The 17103-nt window shown below is 56.7% G+C and carries 14 protein-coding genes; 2 read left to right on the forward strand and 12 right to left on the reverse strand.

Annotated elements, in window-relative coordinates; genetic code table 11:
• Nucleotides 1-350: 350 nt before the first annotated feature.
• Complete coding sequence (locus ACR0LF_RS19535) at nt 351-1709, forward strand: sensor histidine kinase (RefSeq protein WP_480582814.1); 1359 nt, start codon at nt 351-353, stop codon at nt 1707-1709.
• On the opposite strand, the gene ACR0LF_RS19540 is transcribed toward ACR0LF_RS19535, so the two are convergent.
• A complete protein-coding gene (locus ACR0LF_RS19540; protein WP_480582817.1) occupies nt 1706-2428 on the reverse strand; it encodes a response regulator in 723 nt (240 codons plus the stop codon). The genes ACR0LF_RS19535 and ACR0LF_RS19540 overlap by 4 nt on opposite strands.
• A gap of 199 nt (nt 2429-2627) precedes the next feature.
• Here ACR0LF_RS19540 and ACR0LF_RS19545 point away from each other — a divergent pair, with 199 nt between their 5' ends.
• Nucleotides 2628-3728 carry a class I SAM-dependent methyltransferase gene (locus tag ACR0LF_RS19545; RefSeq protein ID WP_480582820.1) on the forward strand — a complete coding sequence of 367 codons (1101 nt, stop codon included), beginning with the start codon at nt 2628-2630 and terminating at the stop codon, nt 3726-3728.
• Nucleotides 3729-4184: 456 nt separating this feature from the next.
• On the opposite strand, the gene ACR0LF_RS19550 is transcribed toward ACR0LF_RS19545, so the two are convergent.
• From ACR0LF_RS19550 to dctP, 11 genes are all read right to left on the reverse strand, one after another.
• A complete protein-coding gene (locus ACR0LF_RS19550; protein WP_480582823.1) occupies nt 4185-5966 on the reverse strand; it encodes a thiamine pyrophosphate-binding protein in 1782 nt (593 codons plus the stop codon).
• Nucleotides 5966-7375 carry an aldehyde dehydrogenase family protein gene (locus tag ACR0LF_RS19555; RefSeq protein WP_480582826.1) on the reverse strand — a complete coding sequence of 470 codons (1410 nt, stop codon included), beginning with the start codon at nt 7373-7375 and terminating at the stop codon, nt 5966-5968. The genes ACR0LF_RS19550 and ACR0LF_RS19555 overlap by 1 nt, the downstream gene beginning before the upstream one ends.
• Nucleotides 7356-8270 carry a sugar phosphate isomerase/epimerase family protein gene (locus tag ACR0LF_RS19560; RefSeq protein WP_480582829.1) on the reverse strand — a complete coding sequence of 305 codons (915 nt, stop codon included), beginning with the start codon at nt 8268-8270 and terminating at the stop codon, nt 7356-7358. Before ACR0LF_RS19560 ends, ACR0LF_RS19555 begins: the two co-directional genes overlap by 20 nt.
• 154 nt (nt 8271-8424) lie before the next feature.
• Complete coding sequence (locus ACR0LF_RS19565; RefSeq protein ID WP_480582832.1) at nt 8425-9615, reverse strand: Gfo/Idh/MocA family protein; 1191 nt, start codon at nt 9613-9615, stop codon at nt 8425-8427.
• Nucleotides 9608-10282: a hypothetical protein gene (locus tag ACR0LF_RS19570; RefSeq protein WP_480582835.1), complete on the reverse strand. Its 675-nt coding sequence runs from the start codon at nt 10280-10282 to the stop codon at nt 9608-9610. Before ACR0LF_RS19570 ends, ACR0LF_RS19565 begins: the two co-directional genes overlap by 8 nt.
• On the reverse strand, nt 10272-11459 hold the full coding sequence (locus tag ACR0LF_RS19575; protein ID WP_480582838.1) for a Gfo/Idh/MocA family protein: 1188 nt from the start codon (nt 11457-11459) through the stop codon (nt 10272-10274). The genes ACR0LF_RS19570 and ACR0LF_RS19575 overlap by 11 nt, the downstream gene beginning before the upstream one ends.
• Nucleotides 11449-12276 carry a citryl-CoA lyase gene (locus tag ACR0LF_RS19580; protein WP_480582841.1) on the reverse strand — a complete coding sequence of 276 codons (828 nt, stop codon included), beginning with the start codon at nt 12274-12276 and terminating at the stop codon, nt 11449-11451. Before ACR0LF_RS19580 ends, ACR0LF_RS19575 begins: the two co-directional genes overlap by 11 nt.
• Nucleotides 12273-14198 (reverse strand): bifunctional sugar phosphate isomerase/epimerase/4-hydroxyphenylpyruvate dioxygenase family protein, encoded by a 1926-nt coding sequence (locus ACR0LF_RS19585; RefSeq protein WP_480627642.1) that lies wholly within the window; start codon nt 14196-14198, stop codon nt 12273-12275. Before ACR0LF_RS19585 ends, ACR0LF_RS19580 begins: the two co-directional genes overlap by 4 nt.
• On the reverse strand, nt 14165-15460 hold the full coding sequence (locus ACR0LF_RS19590) for a TRAP transporter large permease (RefSeq protein ID WP_480582846.1): 1296 nt from the start codon (nt 15458-15460) through the stop codon (nt 14165-14167). The genes ACR0LF_RS19585 and ACR0LF_RS19590 overlap by 34 nt, the downstream gene beginning before the upstream one ends.
• Nucleotides 15457-16032 (reverse strand): TRAP transporter small permease, encoded by a 576-nt coding sequence (locus ACR0LF_RS19595; RefSeq protein ID WP_480582848.1) that lies wholly within the window; start codon nt 16030-16032, stop codon nt 15457-15459. Before ACR0LF_RS19595 ends, ACR0LF_RS19590 begins: the two co-directional genes overlap by 4 nt.
• 30 nt (nt 16033-16062) lie before the next feature.
• Nucleotides 16063-17073 carry a TRAP transporter substrate-binding protein DctP gene (gene dctP / locus ACR0LF_RS19600; RefSeq protein ID WP_480582851.1) on the reverse strand — a complete coding sequence of 337 codons (1011 nt, stop codon included), beginning with the start codon at nt 17071-17073 and terminating at the stop codon, nt 16063-16065.
• Nucleotides 17074-17103 lie beyond the last annotated feature (30 nt).

Here is a 17103-nt window from a genome sequence, read left to right on the forward strand (position 1 = left end):
GTGCGCGACGCGCGCCGACGAGTTGCGGGTGAACGGACGAATGCGAATTCATAACGGGCCTCCAAAAATTATGTCTGTCGGAAATACGTGGGAGCCCGCAAAGAAAGCCCCAAGGCTTTGTCACACTTTGATTCAATTGGCTTTTCTGCCCTTAGCGGGGCGAAGGGACTGAACCGCACGCTCAGCCATGTTCTGGGCCAGGGCCCAGACCCCAAACATCCTCCGCTGCACCAAAGATGCAATTTCCGCTTGGGAGAGCAGGCGAATTTGAACTAGCGTCCAATCTAAGGGGATGGGACAGGAACGTAGATGCGATGCGCTGGAATGATCTGACACTTCGAACACAGGTTATGAGCATTGTGCTCATCAGTTGGGCGATAGTTGGCGTTTTCTCGGTTGTCACCGACTTGGTTCAGATCCGCAGTTCTCGCGCTGAAGAGATCCGAAATCGGGGCGATGCCTTTCTTGCTCAGGTCGTTTCGACCCTGGCCCGCGTGCCGCCTGACAGCCGCGCCGAAGCAGCGCTTGGATTCTTTCCCGCAGAATGGAGCGTCAGAGTAGGTACGCAGGATGCAGCAACCGCTCTGGCAAATGGCCGCCAACGCCCGGATATGGCAGACTGGCTGGCGGTGCGACTGGAACACCGAGGGATCGCTGTCGCGGAACTGTCCGTGGCGGAGACGGTCATTGACGCCAGACACGACCAAAGCGCGCTGCTTCAACTGTTCATGAGCCACGCGGGCGAACCCCTCGACGCAGAAAGCGTTGACGCGTTTCTGGTAAGCGTTTTCTCGGTACGGCTCAAAGATGACGAGGAGTGGCTGAACTGCTATTTGCTGATGCAAAACAAAAGCATCGCGCCTTTGGTCGTTGTTGGCTCTATCGACAGTCTTGTCGCACTTACCCTGCTCTGTATTCTCGCGTTTCTCATCCAGAAAGTCATGCGTCCGCTTAGCGCCATGGCCGTCAATGCCGAGTTGATTGGCCGGGGTGAAGAGGTCGGTCCGCTGATTGAGACAGGTGCCATCGATATCCGCCATACGATCATCGCGTTCAACCGTATGGAAGCCCGGATTGTTCTGGCGCTTGAATACAAGACCACCTTGCTTCGCAGCTTAGGGCATGACCTGAAAGGGCCGATTGCCCGGATGCACGACGCCATCGAGAAATTGGAGCCAACGGCCCCCAAAGAGCAGCTTCTCAAGCGGTTGGATGCCCTCAGCGAGATTGTGAACTCTGTCACCGACCTCAATCGCGAGACCCACCACGATGGAGACCTTGCGCGATTGGATCTGCGCTCATTGATCGAAGCTCTGGTCGAAGAGCAGGTGGATGCGGGCCGCGATGTGACCTACACCATCGAGCAATCTGCCATAGTTAACGGGCGCCACAATGCGCTCACCCGTGTTCTGAGAAACCTTCTGGAGAACGCGGTCAAATATGGCGGCCGTACAAATGTTACTCTGACTAGAGTAGAAGACATGGCCGCAATTCACATCGACGATGAAGGACCGGGCATCCCGGCCGAACAGTTAGAGACCGCATTCGAGCCATTCCAAAGGCTTGGCGCTGAGGGGCCCGGCAGTGGGCTTGGACTGGCGATTGTCAGAACCATTGTTGTTGATCAAGGCGGTACAGTGTCGTTGGAAAACCGCGCAGGCGGTGGTCTTAGAGCGAGCGTCTTTCTACCGATCGATAAGCACAATTAGCCGGGACGGAAAATGTAACCCTGCCCCCAGACAGTGCGGATATGTTCAGGATTGGCAGGGTCGCTTTCGATCTTGGACCGTAGCCGCTTGATCAAGGCGTCGACACTGCGGTCCCCTGCCCCACCGTGCTGCCGTGTGCGCGCAACGGCCAAAAGGTCTTCCCGCGTGCAAAGAACATCCGAATTCTCGACGAAAAATCGCATGACCCGCGCCTCACTCGAAGTCAAGGTGATCACGCGCCCATCTTCGTGTTTGAGGTGTCGCTCGTTCTCGACAAGCTCCCAAGGTCCAAATCGGGTCAGGCGTTTTTGACTTTTCTGACCCGTTTGCCGACGTCTCATAAGCGCCCGAATACGCGCCAAAAGCTCAAGATCATTGAAGGGTTTGATAATGTAGTCGTCCGCGCCCAGCTCGAGCAACGAGATACGTTCGGCATCGTCGTCGACCGAACTGATCATGATGATCCCGGCATCAAGCCGCGAGGCAATCTCTCGACACAGCACTTTGCCGCTTGTGCCTGGCATCACGAGATCCAACAGGAAAAGATCATAATCCTCGGTTTCTAACTTTTCCCGGGCCGCCGGAACACTTGGCGCGTGATCAATGTGGTAGCCTTTGTTTCTCAGGAAAACACAGACATTCTCGGCAAATTCCACGTCGTCGTCACAGATTAGAATCCGTTCGTCGATAACACTAGACCCGTCCGCGGCCTCATTCATTCTGTATGCTCCTCCGGAGAAGTTTTCCGCTTTGATAACAGCATCGGGCGTCGCACAGTGTCAACGACGCAGCCAACAAACGTTGCACGGCTCAAAACCGATCTATCAGGAATGCCGGCAACGGTTTGACCTGACAAGACGCTTCCAGACCCGTAGTGTTTCGTCATTTGATAGTCGGTATCGCGTTGAGGACCAGCACATGGTGGAACAACAAATCCAATCGGGAAAATCGACCGAAGGCATGGTTGATTACAACGAGAACTCCTCTGCGCAGCTGCAATTGGTACGACTGCTGAGCCCACTTGTTCGCAGTTTGGTTTCCTCAATGGACGAGCCTGAAACCGAGTTCAAAATCGTGGACTATGGGTGTGGGCCGGGTGTGAACTCCATTGAGATGGTCAGACCAGCTATTGAGGCGTGTTTGGAGACGTTCGGCAACTCACCAATCGTTGTTTGCCATTCCGATCAGGTTGGCAACGACTGGAACACCTTGTTTGAAATGGTCGAAGGTCCGACAGGATATACAAATATCTCCAAGAATATCCGCACTGAAGCAGCTATTGGATCGTTTTATGATCGGGTGGCATCCCCGGCGTCGGTGTCGATCGGGTCATGTATTTTTGCAAGCCATTGGTTGAGCCAGGGCATTCAACTGAACTCACCAGGGACCTTCTGGTTCGCTGATCTGGAAGGCGATGCATGGCAGGCCGTCAACCGGATCGCGCAAAAGGATTGGACCCAATTCCTGCTTCAACGATCACAAGAAATGTGCGCGGGAGGATATCTTGTCGTCGGAACACTTGGTTCAATTCCCGACCCATCCGAGCACAACGGCATCGCCGCATCGGGGCGTGGTATCTATCGAGCGATTCAAGTTGTAGCTCAGACGACGGCCGACGATGGCCTCATCAACCCCGAAAGTCTCGATTCATTTTTGTTCTCGCTTTGGTTTATGACAGAGGCAGAGGCACGCAATGCTCTCGAGCACGACGCCGACGTGAGGGCTGCGTTCGAAATATGCAAGATCAGTGTGGAACCTGCCCCGATCAAAGCTGACGACATCTTCAAGGAGTACATCGATGATCCTGGCACCTATGCCGAGAAATACGTTGGATACACCCGGGCCTTTGCCGATTCCACTTTGAGAACGCAACTGTTCGGTCCCAACTGCGACAGCGCTGAAATGCTCGACCAGCTTATGGCCGAGTTTTACAGCCGTCTCGCGCGGCTCTATGAGGCTAAAACGAGCAAGTACGCATGCGAAGTCTGGCACCTCGTTGTTGTTCTCCGCAGAAAGTAACAAGAGACGGACATTCGCACTACAAGCATCTGTGGAGTGTTTCGGCTGAAACCTACTCTAGCAGCACTCCGTATTTTGATGGGAAATCGGCCCATCCCAGTCACTCATCTCACTGGTTCGCGTCGTGGCGCAGCTTATCCGAACGTGTCATTCGCTGCAGGTGCAAAAACTAAGGAAGGGCGATTTCACAGTTTGCGCTGAAGACGGATTTTGCATCGCGCAGCACACTGCCTCAGAGCAGAAATGACTGGCCCGCAGTCCGGGCGGGTTGGTTCATCAAGGCAGGCGCTGTTGATACGGTGTGGGTTCAAACTTGGTCGCAGGCGGAATTAAGCGCCTGGACCTAGTGAACAAGCAATTGGTATCAACGTTCGAACATCTGCAGGTTTGCCGTTCTGTTTCGCAGACATAGGCAAGTGCCTTATGCGTAGAAGTACACCCAAATTCTAAACTACGTCAGGTTGCGACGTGCGAAACATCCCTGTCTGGCGAATAGATGTCGAGGATGTTCCAATGCCCGGTAGTTGGCGTCGGATTGTTGATCATCGGGACATCAAGGACAGTTGGTTTGCCGCTGGCGATTGCCGCTTCCAATGCCGGCAACAATTCATCAGCAGCACTGAGCCTGTGCCCTTCCGCTCCGTAGGCTCGCGCTATGTCTGCATAACCCGGTCCGTTTGCTGGTGCTGCGGCTGATCCGGGGAACGTGGTTCCATAGGTCAAACCGTAATGCGCTTTTTGAAGACCTGCGATGGTGCCGAAAGCGTTGTTGTTCATAACCAGCCAGATGATGCCCAGATCAAGTTCGACGGCCGTTGCCAGCATTGACGGGTTCTGACCGAAACCGCCATCGCCAACCAGACTGATCACCACGCGATCTGGCGCTGCTAGTTTCGCACCGATCGCTCCCGGCGGACCAAAACCCATCGTCGCGAACCCGCCTGGGGTCAGGATTGAACCCGGTGTCAAAATGTCGAACTGTTGCCCGACACCGTTCTTGTTCCACCCGACGTCCGTGGTGATGATGGCATCCTCGGGCAGAGCCTTGCGGGTATCTGCCAGAATGCGCTCGGGCATCATCGGAAAGGCCGATGAGGTCGCCATTTCCACGTTGCGCGCTTTGAAGTCCGTCCGGAAGTCAGCGATCTTCTGCTCCAGCGCGGGGCGCTTGAAGCCGTCCGGATACATCTCGCGGGCGACCCGGTTGAGGACGCGCAATGCGGCCTTGGCATCCGCGACGACGCCGATCTCGGTGGGATAGTTCCGACCGATCTCCTGCGGCTCAATGTCGATATGAATGACCTTCGATCCGGGAATGTTGAACGTGTAGCCAGGGTACCAGCTGGAACAATCGGCCTCTTTGAACCGTGTTCCCACCGCAAAGATGTAGTCCGCATTCAGGCAGGATTGGTTGACCAGCTCGGTCCCCCAAAACCCGGTCATTCCCAACACAAGCGGATGGTCGTCCCGCAACGCACCTTTACCCATCAGGGAATGCGCGACCGGCAGCCCCATATGATCAACGAAGTCGCGCAACTCCTCGCTGGCTTGCGCCAATAGGATGCCGCCGCCGACATAGGCAACCGGGTTTTCGGCTTGCGCCAAGGCCTCGACAATCACGCGCGCGGTTTCATCGTCTATCGACGGTTTCTTCAGCGCGCGCGTGTTGCCGAGAATGCGGTCGAAGCTGTCCGAGGGGATGACTTCCGAGAAGATGTCCATCGGCACATTGACCAGCACCGGCCCTGGCTGACCACTTTCAGCGAGATGAAACGCCTTTTCCAGAATCTCGGCCATCAAGTCTGCACGGTCTACCCGCCAGGCACGTTTGACGAAGGGGCGATAGATCTCCCACTGGGCAGCGTCCGCGTGCAGGTTCACCTCTTGATGCGGGTGTTTCCCGTAGTAATGCGTGGGAATGTCACCGGCGATCACGACCATCGGGATACAGTCCAGTGCGGCGTTAGCGACCCCGGTGGCGCAGTTTGTCAAACCTGGGGAGAGGTGAGACAAGACCACCGAGGCCTTGCCCGTCACGCGGGCATATGCGTCCGCCGCGTGGCTGGCGATTTGTTCGTGTCGTACTGTGACGAAATCAATCGGGCTTTCCGCCAACGCGGCCAGAACCGCGATGTTCGTGTGGCCACACAGGCCGAACACATGTTTGACCTCACGACGTTCCAGGAAATCAACGATGTGTTCGGCGACGGTTTTACCGTCCAGTTTGCTTGCGTCCATCACGCGACCTCCTGTCCGTAGAACTCACCGAACAGGTCCGGTTCCGAGGGGCGATCCTCAGGGATCGGGCGGCTGACCCAAGTGTAGTTCATCATATGTTTCATGGTGACGTTTTCGTTGGTGATGTTGCCGCCCCAGATGCCGCAGCCCAGGCTGCTGGTCATAGGCATGCCATTGGTCCAGGCACCCGCATTGGCCTTGGACTGAGGCTGTCGAACCATCATGCGGCTGACCGGAGCCAGACGCGCGAGCCGGTCGATGTGATCGTCATTGTGGCTGTAGATGCCGCAGGAATGGCCCTTGCCCCCGGTGTTGTAGATCTGGCTGACCGTTTCCAGCGCGTCATCGAATGTGTCGAAGTGATAAAGCGCCATCAGCGTGGTCAGTTTTTCCTTGGAGAACTTGTGCTGCGGGCCGATTTGCCCCTGATTTTCGACCATCAGGAATTTGCGATCTTCGGGGATCGAGAAACCAGCGACCTTGGCCGTTTGCTGCGGCGGACAGGCAATGGTCGGAAACGTACGGTTTCCCTTTTCATCCCACATGGCCGCTTCGAGCATGGCCTTTTCTTCGTCCGAACACAGGTATCCACCTTCGGCCTCCAGCGCCTTGACCATATCGTCATAAACCGAGCGCTGGATGATGATGTTGCCGTCGGCCGAGCAGCCCGACCCAAAGTCGGAGGTCTTTGAAACACGAGTGTTCTGCGCGGCAATGTCCAGATCAGCCGTTTCATCGATGACGATGGACGAATTGCCCGCGCCGACACCATAGGCCGGTCGCCCTGAACTGTACGCCGCTTTGACCATCGGCTTGCCTCCCGTCGCCAAAGTCAGGTCGCAGATCTCCATCAGATGTTGCGTCAATGGGATCGACGGTTTGCGGATCGACTGGAACAGGTCTTCGGGTGCGCCTGCTGCTCGACAAGCTGCGCGCATGACCTCGACCATCTCAAAGGTGGTATGTGCGGTTCGAGGGTGCGGGCTGAAGATAACCGCATTTCGGGCGTTGGCGGCGGACACGCCAGTCACCGGCGGTGTCATCGCCGGGTTGGTCATCGGGATCAGCGACGCGATCACACCGGCGGGCTTGGCATATTTCACCAGACCTTTTGCCTCATCCACCTCGACGATACCGGTCGATGGCGTGCGCAGGACATCGCGCAGCACCATATGAATCTTGAACCGTTTCGCAGGACGCCCTTCGCGATCTCCGATACCGCTTTCATCCACACCCTGCTGTGCCAGACGGGTGAAGGTTTTCTCGTTCCCTGCGTACCACGCGATGGCCTGAGACAGGCGATCCAGCCTGTCCTGATCCCAATCCTCGATCTCGGCCATGGCAGCGCGGGCGCGTGCCAGCATATCGGCCGCCATGTTGCGGTCGTTTTCAGTGAGCTCTTTGCCCATGATAATCCTCTTGGTGTTTTGGAATTGCTGCATCGGGCATACGACGCTGTGACCGCGCCTCGCCGAATGTTCGTTTGGCGTGGCTGAGACAGCGACGCGCGTGTTCTTCATATCCCAACTCGGCAACGCGGCTTTGGTTGGGCAGCTCAATAGAATAGTCGACGGGCGGCATCCGTTCGATGATGCCGGTGAAATCGATCCAGCCTTCGCCGGGGTACAACCTTGCGTCACGGGCCAGCTGGATCATGCCCTCGCGCGTATCGGCGATGCCGGGCAGGCAGTCAGAGATATGCAAGAAGTGAAAGAGGTCCGAGGGGACGTGCAGAAGCTCTCCGAGATCAACGCGACTGAGGTGCAGATAAAGCGTATCGACCAGAATACCGCCGTTGGGCTGATCGGAGGCACGCACGATATCAAGCGCCTCATCCAGAGTACGCAAGCGAGAGAAGCTTGGGAATTCCAAGTCCACTGTTAGCCCGTAGGGCGCCGCCAGTTCGCAGGTCTCGGAATAGACGTCGATCAGGAAGTTACGATCATCGCGGGTATTGGTCCACGCGCTCATGATCATGCGTTTAGCGCCCAATTCTCCACCGATTTCAAGAGAAGGTTCAAAACTGCGCGGATCGACATCTTCGGTGATACGCGCAAGCTCGACATCAAGGACCTTCAAACCGGTAGTAGACAGAGCCGTTTTAGTCGCCTGCACCTGTGCCTTGTCGATCGGGGATTGAGTGAATTCACCGGGCACATGCATCGGAATGAACCGGGGGCTGACGGCATCGTACCCAGCCCGCGCGGCGATATAGACCAGCTCGGGCGGCGTGCAGCCGATCAGCGTCAGATGCGCCAAGGAATAGAGAGAGTGGCTTGCGCCAGCCTCTTCGGGTTTCACCATGAACGACAACTCCACGTGTCTGCGAATCTCAATTTCATCACATGTAGTAAAAAATATCTGGTATTTTTAAAAATATCAACTTTTAATGGTGAGCCGAAAATGAAAGCGCCCAGGCAACGGCCCGGGCGTGTTTTTCAATCGTGTTGGCAGAGCCTTAGAGAGTGACCCAGCCCCCTCCGGACTGGTGAGATCGCACAGAGGCATCAATGAAGCGAACACCGTCTGCGCCTTGATCGACACTGGGATAAGAGAGCCAATCGGCAGGAACGGTAACGCCATCCCGACGCGCGGCTACGGCCATGGCAAATTCCGTATAGAGGTTGGCCCAGGCTTCAATAATCCCTTCGGGGAAGCCGCGCGCGGTACGGATCAGACGTTCTGCACCGAGGCCGATGCCATGTCCGTGACCTCGACTGATGATACGATCCGACTCACCAAACCGATTGAACTTCAGCTGCTCCGAATTCTCCAAGTCCCACTCGAGACCTCCTTCGCTCCCGAATATGCGCAACCGCAAACCGCCTCGATTTCCCGGGGCAAGGCGTGTTGCCATGAGGGTGCCTGGAACCTCATTTTGGTAACGAGTGAACATGAACACCGTGTCTTCCAACGGCTTGGGCGCGCCGCAGACGTGAAACTCGGCCCGCAGATCGGTCATGGGCAGGCCCGAGACAAAGCTGGCAAGATGCGCGGCATGGGTGCCGATATCGCCGACACAACTGGTCGGACCAGAAATCTTTGGGTCCAGCCGCCATTTGACATGGGGCGCATCAGCCACATCATCGGGCGTCATCCAGTCTTGCATGAACTCGACGTGGATTTGGTTGATTTTACCGATGCCGCCTTCCGCCACGATCTGCTTGGCCTGACGGATTACTGGAAAACACGACATCGCATAGCCGACAGCAAAGACCTGCCCCGTGTGCGCGGTGGCCTTTTCCAGCCCTTCGGCCTCGGCGACTTCGTTCGTCAGCGGCTTATCACACAGCACGTCAATGCCCGCCTCTAGAAACGCTTTGGCCGCTTCGAAATGAACGTGGTTCGGGGTAGTGATCATAACGGCATCTACGCCATCCGGGCGCGCCGCCTCTGCCTGTGCCATCTCGTCGAACGACGCATAGCACCTGTCTGCTGGCAGAAACCACTCAGCCCCACGCGCCTTGCTGCGCACAGCGTCAGAGCTGAGCGCGCCTGCGGCGACCTCCCACCGATCGGTCATCCGCGCAGCCGTTGCCTGCGTAACAGAGATACGTCCTCCGCCAACAACTCCCAGCCGCAAACGACGAGACAGGCGGGGGAAAGGACCATCAAAGTTCAGGTCTTCGGGTAATAGTCTCTCAGCCATTCTGAACCTCCATTTCCGGGACGCGTACGCCATCTGGCAGCATCTCCACCGCCATGAAAATGCTGGGGGTAATCGTCTCGTATTGATGCCAGGGATAATTGCCTTCAGCGTCATACATCGGCCTGTGCGTCGTGCCGGGGGCCATGAATTCTTCGAGGTAAAGGGTTTCAACGTCCCGTTCGCGGCATTGCTGCATTTTGCCAAAGCCAACGATTTGCGTATGCACTTCGCGAAACCCCGGTACCGGGCAGAACGGATGATCCTTGTGCAATCCGACGTTCAAAGGGACCGAGCCGGAATGGTACATGGTCAGCCCAACGTTACCCACGAAGACCTTGGGCGACATGTAATGACTGACACCGCGCAGACGCTCCTCTTGGCGAACATCAAAAGCAGATGGCCATGTATCTTTCACCCATGCGAACAACTCGTTTTCATCGGCATGGGCGTCGAAACCGTGGACAATGACTGCACGTTTCACGCCGCTAAGCGTGCTGTCTTGCACGATCACGGAGGAAAGCGGTGCAACGGTTTGATCCTCGACAGAGAGGCCCCTCTCCCCGAGATTCAGAACAATGGCGCGACCCTCGACAGATATTCTGTCTTCATCAGTGATGTGCTGAACACGAAAGAATGGCTGGGCAAAGTCGAGTGTCTCAATCGGCATGGACCAACTCCTTCCTCTCATCGTTCAGGAAATCGACCGGCAGAGGTTCCGGTGCTACGCACCGGCTTTCTATTGTCTGATAGGCGCCGAATTTCGGCGCTCGTTCAATCGCGTCCATGACCTCGAAAACGTGGTAGGCAAGCGCTCCACTTGCACGGGGTTGGCGTCCTTCTTGTGCCGCCAGGGCCAGATCCAAAAGGCCGAGCCCGCGGCTGTCTTCGTTGAACCCGTGTTTGTTTTCGACCACCTGCCAGTCTTCGCGGCCGGCTGGACGAGGCTGATGAGACCAGCGCGAGGTGTCCCGCGTTTTCAGCCAGACATCCCCTTGAAAGATATTGGCACCGTGAACCGGGTCAGGATCAGGAATGCTGATGGTTCCGTTTTCACCGTAGATCTCGAACCGCGGAGTTTCGCTGTCCCAGACGTCGAAGCTCATGGTCATCGATCCTATAGCTCCTGAAGAGAACTGCAGCAGGCTTAAGGAGTGTGTGTCGACCTCGACATCCATCCATTCGCCGTTGCGAGGACCGTTTTCGATCATCCTATTGTCGAACGTGCGCCGGGCCATTCCGGCGACCCGGTCAACGGGACCAAGGCAGCAGATCATGGCGGTCAGGTAGTATGGCCCAAGGTCCAGCAAGGGCCCACCACCTGCCTTATAGTAGAAATCCGGGTTGGGATGGTGGCGTTCCGTCCCGTGGGTCCCGACATGGGCAAAAACCCCTGTTGGTTTTCCGATAGCGCCTTCATCGATCAAGCGCCGAACGGTCTGCCAGCGACCGCCCAGAAACGTGTCGGGCGCACATCCGACCAGCAGCCCCATCTCGGAGGCCATGTGCAAGATCGCCTTACCATCCGTTCGGTTCATAACCAGTGGCTTTTCGGAATAGACGTGCTTGCCCGCCTCTAACGCACGTAGGCTGACTTCGGCATGCGCCGCCGGAATTGTCAGGTTCAGAACGCAGTCAATTGTCGGATCGTCAAACACGTCATCTGGCGTGCAGGCCGTGGCGATTCCGTATTGATCCGCCTTGGCGCGGCTTTCCGAAGGATCAAGGCTTGCGCAAGCCACGACCTCGACGTTTGAGAATTTGGATAGTGTCTTTAGATAGATATCGCTGATACGACCACAGCCTATAAGGCCGACCCGGAAGGATTTCGATGTCTCACGTGTCATCATTCCTGTCTTCGTAGAGGGGTAAGTAATTCGGGGGCATCGGCCCTTTGTTCCGCCCCCCCTGGTTCATCTGCTCCCAGGCGTGTGCAAGTATTCCAACCGAGCGGGACAGGCAAAACAGCCCCCGCGACAAGGGCGCAGGAAAGCCAAGCTCGCAGAAGATCACAGCTGTCGCGCCATCGATATTCATGGCAATTGGCCGACCGCCTCGTTGACGACCGAGTTCGGCCTGAACCTCTTCTCCGATATCGGCAAACCGGCCAGAAACTGTGCCTTCTACCGCCGCATCACGAACAAGTTGCATCAATCGTGGTGCGCGTGGATCGACGGGCTTGTGAAACCTGTGACCAAAGCCCGATACGATCTTGCCGTAGGTCTCGCGCCAACTGTCCAAGCCATCCCGAACAGCGTCATTCAGCGAAGCTCCCGCATCCATGCGGGCCGCGATATCATAGTACAGCTCTGCACACTGCTCGCCTGCCCCGCCGTGCACGTCGCCCAGCATGTTCACCGCAGTCGCCATCGCGTTGTTAAGACCCACACCGCAGGTCGCGGCCATACGCGCCGCCGCGATCGAGGGGGCTTGCGGACCATGATCCACGCCTGCGACCAAAGCCGCCTCGAACAGGCGCGCTTGCGCGTCGCTGGGCAGATCGCCCCGCACCATCAGCCAGATCATTTGCGGGAAAGATACGTTCCCGATCAGGTCCTCAATGGCGTTGCCTCGAAAGGCGATCTGGCCGGGTTTCATGTCGATTATGGAGGTACGCCACCATTGGCGAACGGCACGCTCATCGCTTGTCATCTGCGCGGTCATTGCGTTTGCACCTCTTTCACCGCCTGTGTTTTGCTTTGTGCGGCGAGGCGAATGGGCGCGTTACGCGCACCGTAACCGGCATAGCCCATGCGGCGTTCAACAATTTCGAAAAAGAAGCCGTTAAAGATGGGGCGGCTGTATATCTGAAAATACTCAGCACCCGCTGCCCGATCGTAGAGTATGTTACCCCGGCGCATTTGGGCGATCAGATCGTCATCCAATCCGAAATTCGCTTGCAGATCAGCGTAGTAGTTTTCAGGGATGGCCAGGCTGGGAAAGCCGGACTTGAGCAATTGAGCTGAGGTCTCAAAAATATCATCCGACTGGAAGGCGATGTGCTGAACACCAGCCCCAAACCCATCTTCAAGGAACGAAGCCGCCAGTGTTCGACGCCCAACTGCCCCATTCAGGTTTAAGCGCACTTCCCCTTCGGGGCTTTCGATAGCCTGGCTTTGCACGACACCGGACGGGTCGGCGACGTTCACGATCGGCGATTTCGCCATCTCGAAAGTCGAAATGTAGTAGAGCAGCCAGCTTTGCATCTCATCGTGACGCATCGTCTGGGCCAGATGGTCGATACGACGCAGACCGGCAGGTTGGGTGGCTTTGGTTTTCGCAACCGGCTCGAACTCGATGTCCCATACCCGATGGAGATCGGATTTCTCATCGATGAAATGGACGACATTGCCGCCGACGCCCCGAATGGCCGGGATATCCAGTTCCCCTGTTCCCACCGGCTGTGAGAAATTCGGTGCGCCCAATGCGGTCGCCCTCTGAACCGTCTGATCCGCATCTTTGACACGCAACCCCATGTCACAAACGGAGGGGCCGTGACCCAGGAACGCCGAATGGGCAAAACCTTCCTTTTCGGTATTCACAACGATGTTTATCGCGCCCTGCCGCCACAGCTCGACGGACTTGGTGACGTGTTTTCGCTCCATTCGAAAGCACATTGCTGACAGAATGTCTGCCAACTGCGCGCCGCTTAATTCATCGGCTGTAAATTCGACGAACTCAAAGCCTGACGCATAGACGCGCTCCGGCAGTTCCGGGATGCCAAAATCGGTTCCCGGCTCGGTCCGGGCAACCTCATCTAACAGGTTCACCAGCGACCTGTAGCTGTCTCGGGCCAGTGTCCGGCCACCGGGTTGAGGAGCTGCTTCGTTGACGCGCGCAATGGACCAAGGCCCCTTGTATCCGGCGCGGGACAACACCCGCACAAAGCCCGCAAGGTTCAGCGACCCAAGCCCCGGCAGAAGCCCAAAATGACGTTTGAGCCTGCGAATATCCATCTCAAGTCGGGGTGCATCGGACAGTTGCACATGGAACAGCCGCTCTCCAGGAATGTCCCGAAGGCGGGCTGGTTTGGACCCGTCGGCAAGCGAGAAGAAGGAGTTCAAGGCCAACCCGAAATGGGGGTTGTCGATGGCTTCAACGACGCCTAACGCCTGTTCATCCGAGTGAATAAGATCCGACCATGGCAAGCCCATATAGGCCAGACGCAACCCCATCTCTTTCGCGATCTCGGCCGCTTCGCCAAGATCTGCGATTGCCTGTTCTTCGGTCGCATCGGCATCGACCTCGAACGCGGACCCGATAAGCAGCAAGTCTGTTCCCAACTCGCTCATCAGGTCGAGTTTGCGCTTCAGCCGATCAAAGGCGCGCTGCCGACCGCTGCCAGATTGTCCTTCAAGGTTATGGAACGGCTGTAGTAGGCAGATTTTCAACCCTAGGTCTGAGGCAATATTCCGGATCTGAGATGGCGCCCCGTCAAAGGCCGTCAAATCCGGTTCATGCAGTTCAACCCCGTCAAATCCGGCACCGGCGATGGCGTGCAACTTCTCTGCCAAATCACCGGGTATGGATGTTGTCGAAACCGACAGGCACATTATCCCTGATACCCAAACAGACGTGGCAACCATAGGACCAAATCCGGCATCAGCATCATGATCACCAGGGCGAAGATGAGCACCGCCAGGAAAGCCCAAATCTCCGAGATAATCTCGCGCAGCGGAATGTCCGTCACAGCGTTGATCACAAAGAGTAGAATGCCATAGGGCGGCGTGATCAGACCGATCATCGAGTTCACGACGACCAGCACTCCGAAGTGTACCAGATCAATCCCAAGCGCTTCGCAGGTTGGAATGAACAGGGGCACGATCACCAGAATGATTGTCGTCGCGTCCAATACGCAGCCCAGCGCGAGGATCAGCAGGTTAACGAGGATCAGGAACACAATTGGGCTGACATCCGAACCCTCCAGCAAGGCTGAGATCGACTGCGGAATCTGTTCCTGAATGACGATGAAGTTCAGGATGAACGCGCCACCAATGACCACCCCGACGGCGGCAGACGAGCGCGCGCTGTCGACGAACACTTGATAAAGGCCACGGAAGGTCAGCGCGCGGTAGAACAACGCTGCCAGTAGTAGGGCGTAGAATGCAGCAACTGCGGCGGCCTCGGTCGGCGTAGTGACGCCCCCATATATGCCGTAGAGCAGGATTGCGGGCATCAGCAGTGCAGGGAACGCATTAGCGGTTTTAGCCGGCAACTCGCGCAGCGGAACAGGTTCTTCCAATGCAAAGTTCCGCTTTCCGGCCAGATAATAGTTCATCGCCATCAGGACGATGCCCATGATCAGACCCGGCAGAATGCCAGCAAGGAACAGCGACCCGATAGACGCCTTTGAGACCAGCGCATACAGAACCATTGGGATCGAGGGCGGAATGATGGGGCCGATCGTCGCCGACGCTGCGGTGATTGCGGCTGCGTAGCCCCGGCTATAGCGACCATCCTTGGTCATCATCTCAATGATGATCTTGCCGATCCCCGCGGCATCCGCGACTGCCGAGCCGGACATGCCGGAGAAAATCAACGACGCCACAACATTGACGTGCCCGAGGCCGCCCTTGAACCGCCCGACAGCAGCGACACAGAAGTTCAACAGACGGTCCGTGATCGACCCAGCGTTCATGATATTCGCGGCGACGATGAACAAAGGCACGGCAAGCAGGATCGTGCTTTTGTAGAAGCCCTGCAGGATCTTCTCACCCGCCAGAGCGACGTCCAAACCCGCCGCGCCAAGATACATCAATGAGGCCAGAAGGATGGAATAGCCGATAGGTGTCCCGATGCCTGCCAGAACAAAGAGCGTCAGCAGGCAGGAAAGAAGTTCAAAGCTCATTTGTCAGCGTCCTCGTCGTCTTCCACATCGACACGGGGATGATCGTCGACCACGTTAAATCCCACGACCATTTCAAGTTCGGTTTTAGGTGGTCCATTGCGCAGGATGTCAAAGAACAGCCACCCATAGCGCGCAGCCACGACCAGCATGAACACCGCATAAATTGAGAACACCGTGCGCAATGGTATCTTCTCGCCCGAGAACGGATTACGCACGGTCGAGGTTTTGCGGATTTTCATCCAGTCGATGTAGTCCCAGGTCGGCAAGAAACTGTAGAGCATTCCAATGACAATCGCCGCGGCGGCCAGCATGGCAAAGACCTGACGCACGCGCATTGGCACTGAAAGGTAGATGATGTCGAACTTCACGTGATCTCTCTCGCGCACGATGAAAGCGCAGCTGAAGAAGATCACCCAGACCCAGAGGATGCCGATCAATTCCAGCGTCCAGCCAGCGGGGGTGAAGAAGTAACGCAAGAGAATTTGCAGAAGGAAGATCAGGAAGATTGCCGCCAGCATCCCGCCGGCAATCGCTTCGGTCAGTCGGGAGAACCCCTTTATGAAGCCTTTCATTGTGGTTCTCCCTCCCTTGTGTAGACGAGCTTAGTTGCCCAGAGCGTTGATCTGCTCGAGCACGCCATCCGGCCATGACCCGGCGAATTCGCTTTCAAGATACATCGACTGCACCTGATCGCGGAACGCTGCGAGGTCGGGCTCGTAAACTTCCATTCCCTGCTCTTTGAGGAAGCTCACCAGATCCTCTTCTTTCTGAAGCTGCTTCTGGCGACCGGATTCAGCCGCTGCATCCGCAGCTTCCTGAACCTTGGCTTGCTGTTCCGGTGTCAAACCGTCCCAAACCTCTTTGCCGATGGCGATATAGTTCAGGTCAACCAGATGCGATGTCAGGACGATCTGATTGGTCACTTCGTAGAATTTGGCATCGACCACAGTCGGCAACGGGTTGTCCTGACCGTCAACGGCACCGGTCGACAGAGCTGTGTAAACCTCTGAGAACGCCATTGGTGTCGGGGCGGCACCCAGCGCTTTGCCAAGGAACTGCCACGCATCTGTACCCGGCATCCGCAGGTTCACACCCTCCAGATCAGCCGGAGTGCTGACGGTAAGTTCATCCTTGGGCTGACGCAGGTTCACCTGACGACGGCCCAGATACATGACCGACAGCAGTTTGACGCCCAGTTCTTCTTCGGCCTTTTGCTTGAAGGCATCCATCAAGGGATCGTTGAAGACAGCCACCTGGTGCGCGGCGTCCTGGTGGACATAGCCTGCAGTAAAGATCGAAAACTCGGGGAAGAACTGTGCCAGTTCCTGCGCTGAGGTAATCGACATTTCCAGGTTACCCCGGCTGATGGCGTCCAACTCAGTGCCTTGGGCGAAGATGGTGCCATTATAGCTGGGCTCATAGCTTGCGAAATCAGCGACCATAGGCGCGAACACTTCGGCCATGGCGACCGAGCGCTGGTCGGTCTCCGATCCTGATGTTGCGAGGCGAAGTTGGACTTTGTCGTCCGCCAGCGCACCACTTGTTGCGCTAAACAGAACACCGGTTGCAACCAGGGCTGACACAGCAGCCCGGCGGGTAAGTTTGGTAATCACTTTGCTCCTCCCTGAGACATCATGATGCAT

The organism is Ruegeria sp. E8 (assembly GCF_056533985.1).

Excerpts from the sequence above, each read along its gene's own strand:
- ACR0LF_RS19550 (WP_480582823.1), bottom strand. The coding sequence starts at position 5,966 with ATGGACGCAAGCAAACTGGACGGTAAAACCGTCGCCGAACACATCGTT.
- ACR0LF_RS19570 (WP_480582835.1), bottom strand. The coding sequence starts at position 10,282 with ATGCCGATTGAGACACTCGACTTTGCCCAGCCATTCTTTCGTGTTCAG.
- ACR0LF_RS19585 (WP_480627642.1), bottom strand. The coding sequence starts at position 14,198 with ATGGTTGCCACGTCTGTTTGGGTATCAGGGATAATGTGCCTGTCGGTT.
- ACR0LF_RS19555 (WP_480582826.1), bottom strand. The coding sequence starts at position 7,375 with ATGGGCAAAGAGCTCACTGAAAACGACCGCAACATGGCGGCCGATATG.
- ACR0LF_RS19575 (WP_480582838.1), bottom strand. The coding sequence starts at position 11,459 with ATGACACGTGAGACATCGAAATCCTTCCGGGTCGGCCTTATAGGCTGT.
- ACR0LF_RS19580 (WP_480582841.1), bottom strand. The coding sequence starts at position 12,276 with ATGACCGCGCAGATGACAAGCGATGAGCGTGCCGTTCGCCAATGGTGG.
- ACR0LF_RS19545 (WP_480582820.1), top strand. The coding sequence starts at position 2,628 with ATGGTGGAACAACAAATCCAATCGGGAAAATCGACCGAAGGCATGGTT.
- ACR0LF_RS19590 (WP_480582846.1), bottom strand. The coding sequence starts at position 15,460 with ATGAGCTTTGAACTTCTTTCCTGCCTGCTGACGCTCTTTGTTCTGGCA.
- ACR0LF_RS19595 (WP_480582848.1), bottom strand. The coding sequence starts at position 16,032 with ATGAAAGGCTTCATAAAGGGGTTCTCCCGACTGACCGAAGCGATTGCC.
- ACR0LF_RS19540 (WP_480582817.1), bottom strand. The coding sequence starts at position 2,428 with ATGAATGAGGCCGCGGACGGGTCTAGTGTTATCGACGAACGGATTCTA.
- ACR0LF_RS19565 (WP_480582832.1), bottom strand. The coding sequence starts at position 9,615 with ATGGCTGAGAGACTATTACCCGAAGACCTGAACTTTGATGGTCCTTTC.
- ACR0LF_RS19560 (WP_480582829.1), bottom strand. The coding sequence starts at position 8,270 with ATGGTGAAACCCGAAGAGGCTGGCGCAAGCCACTCTCTCTATTCCTTG.
- ACR0LF_RS19535 (WP_480582814.1), top strand. The coding sequence starts at position 351 with ATGAGCATTGTGCTCATCAGTTGGGCGATAGTTGGCGTTTTCTCGGTT.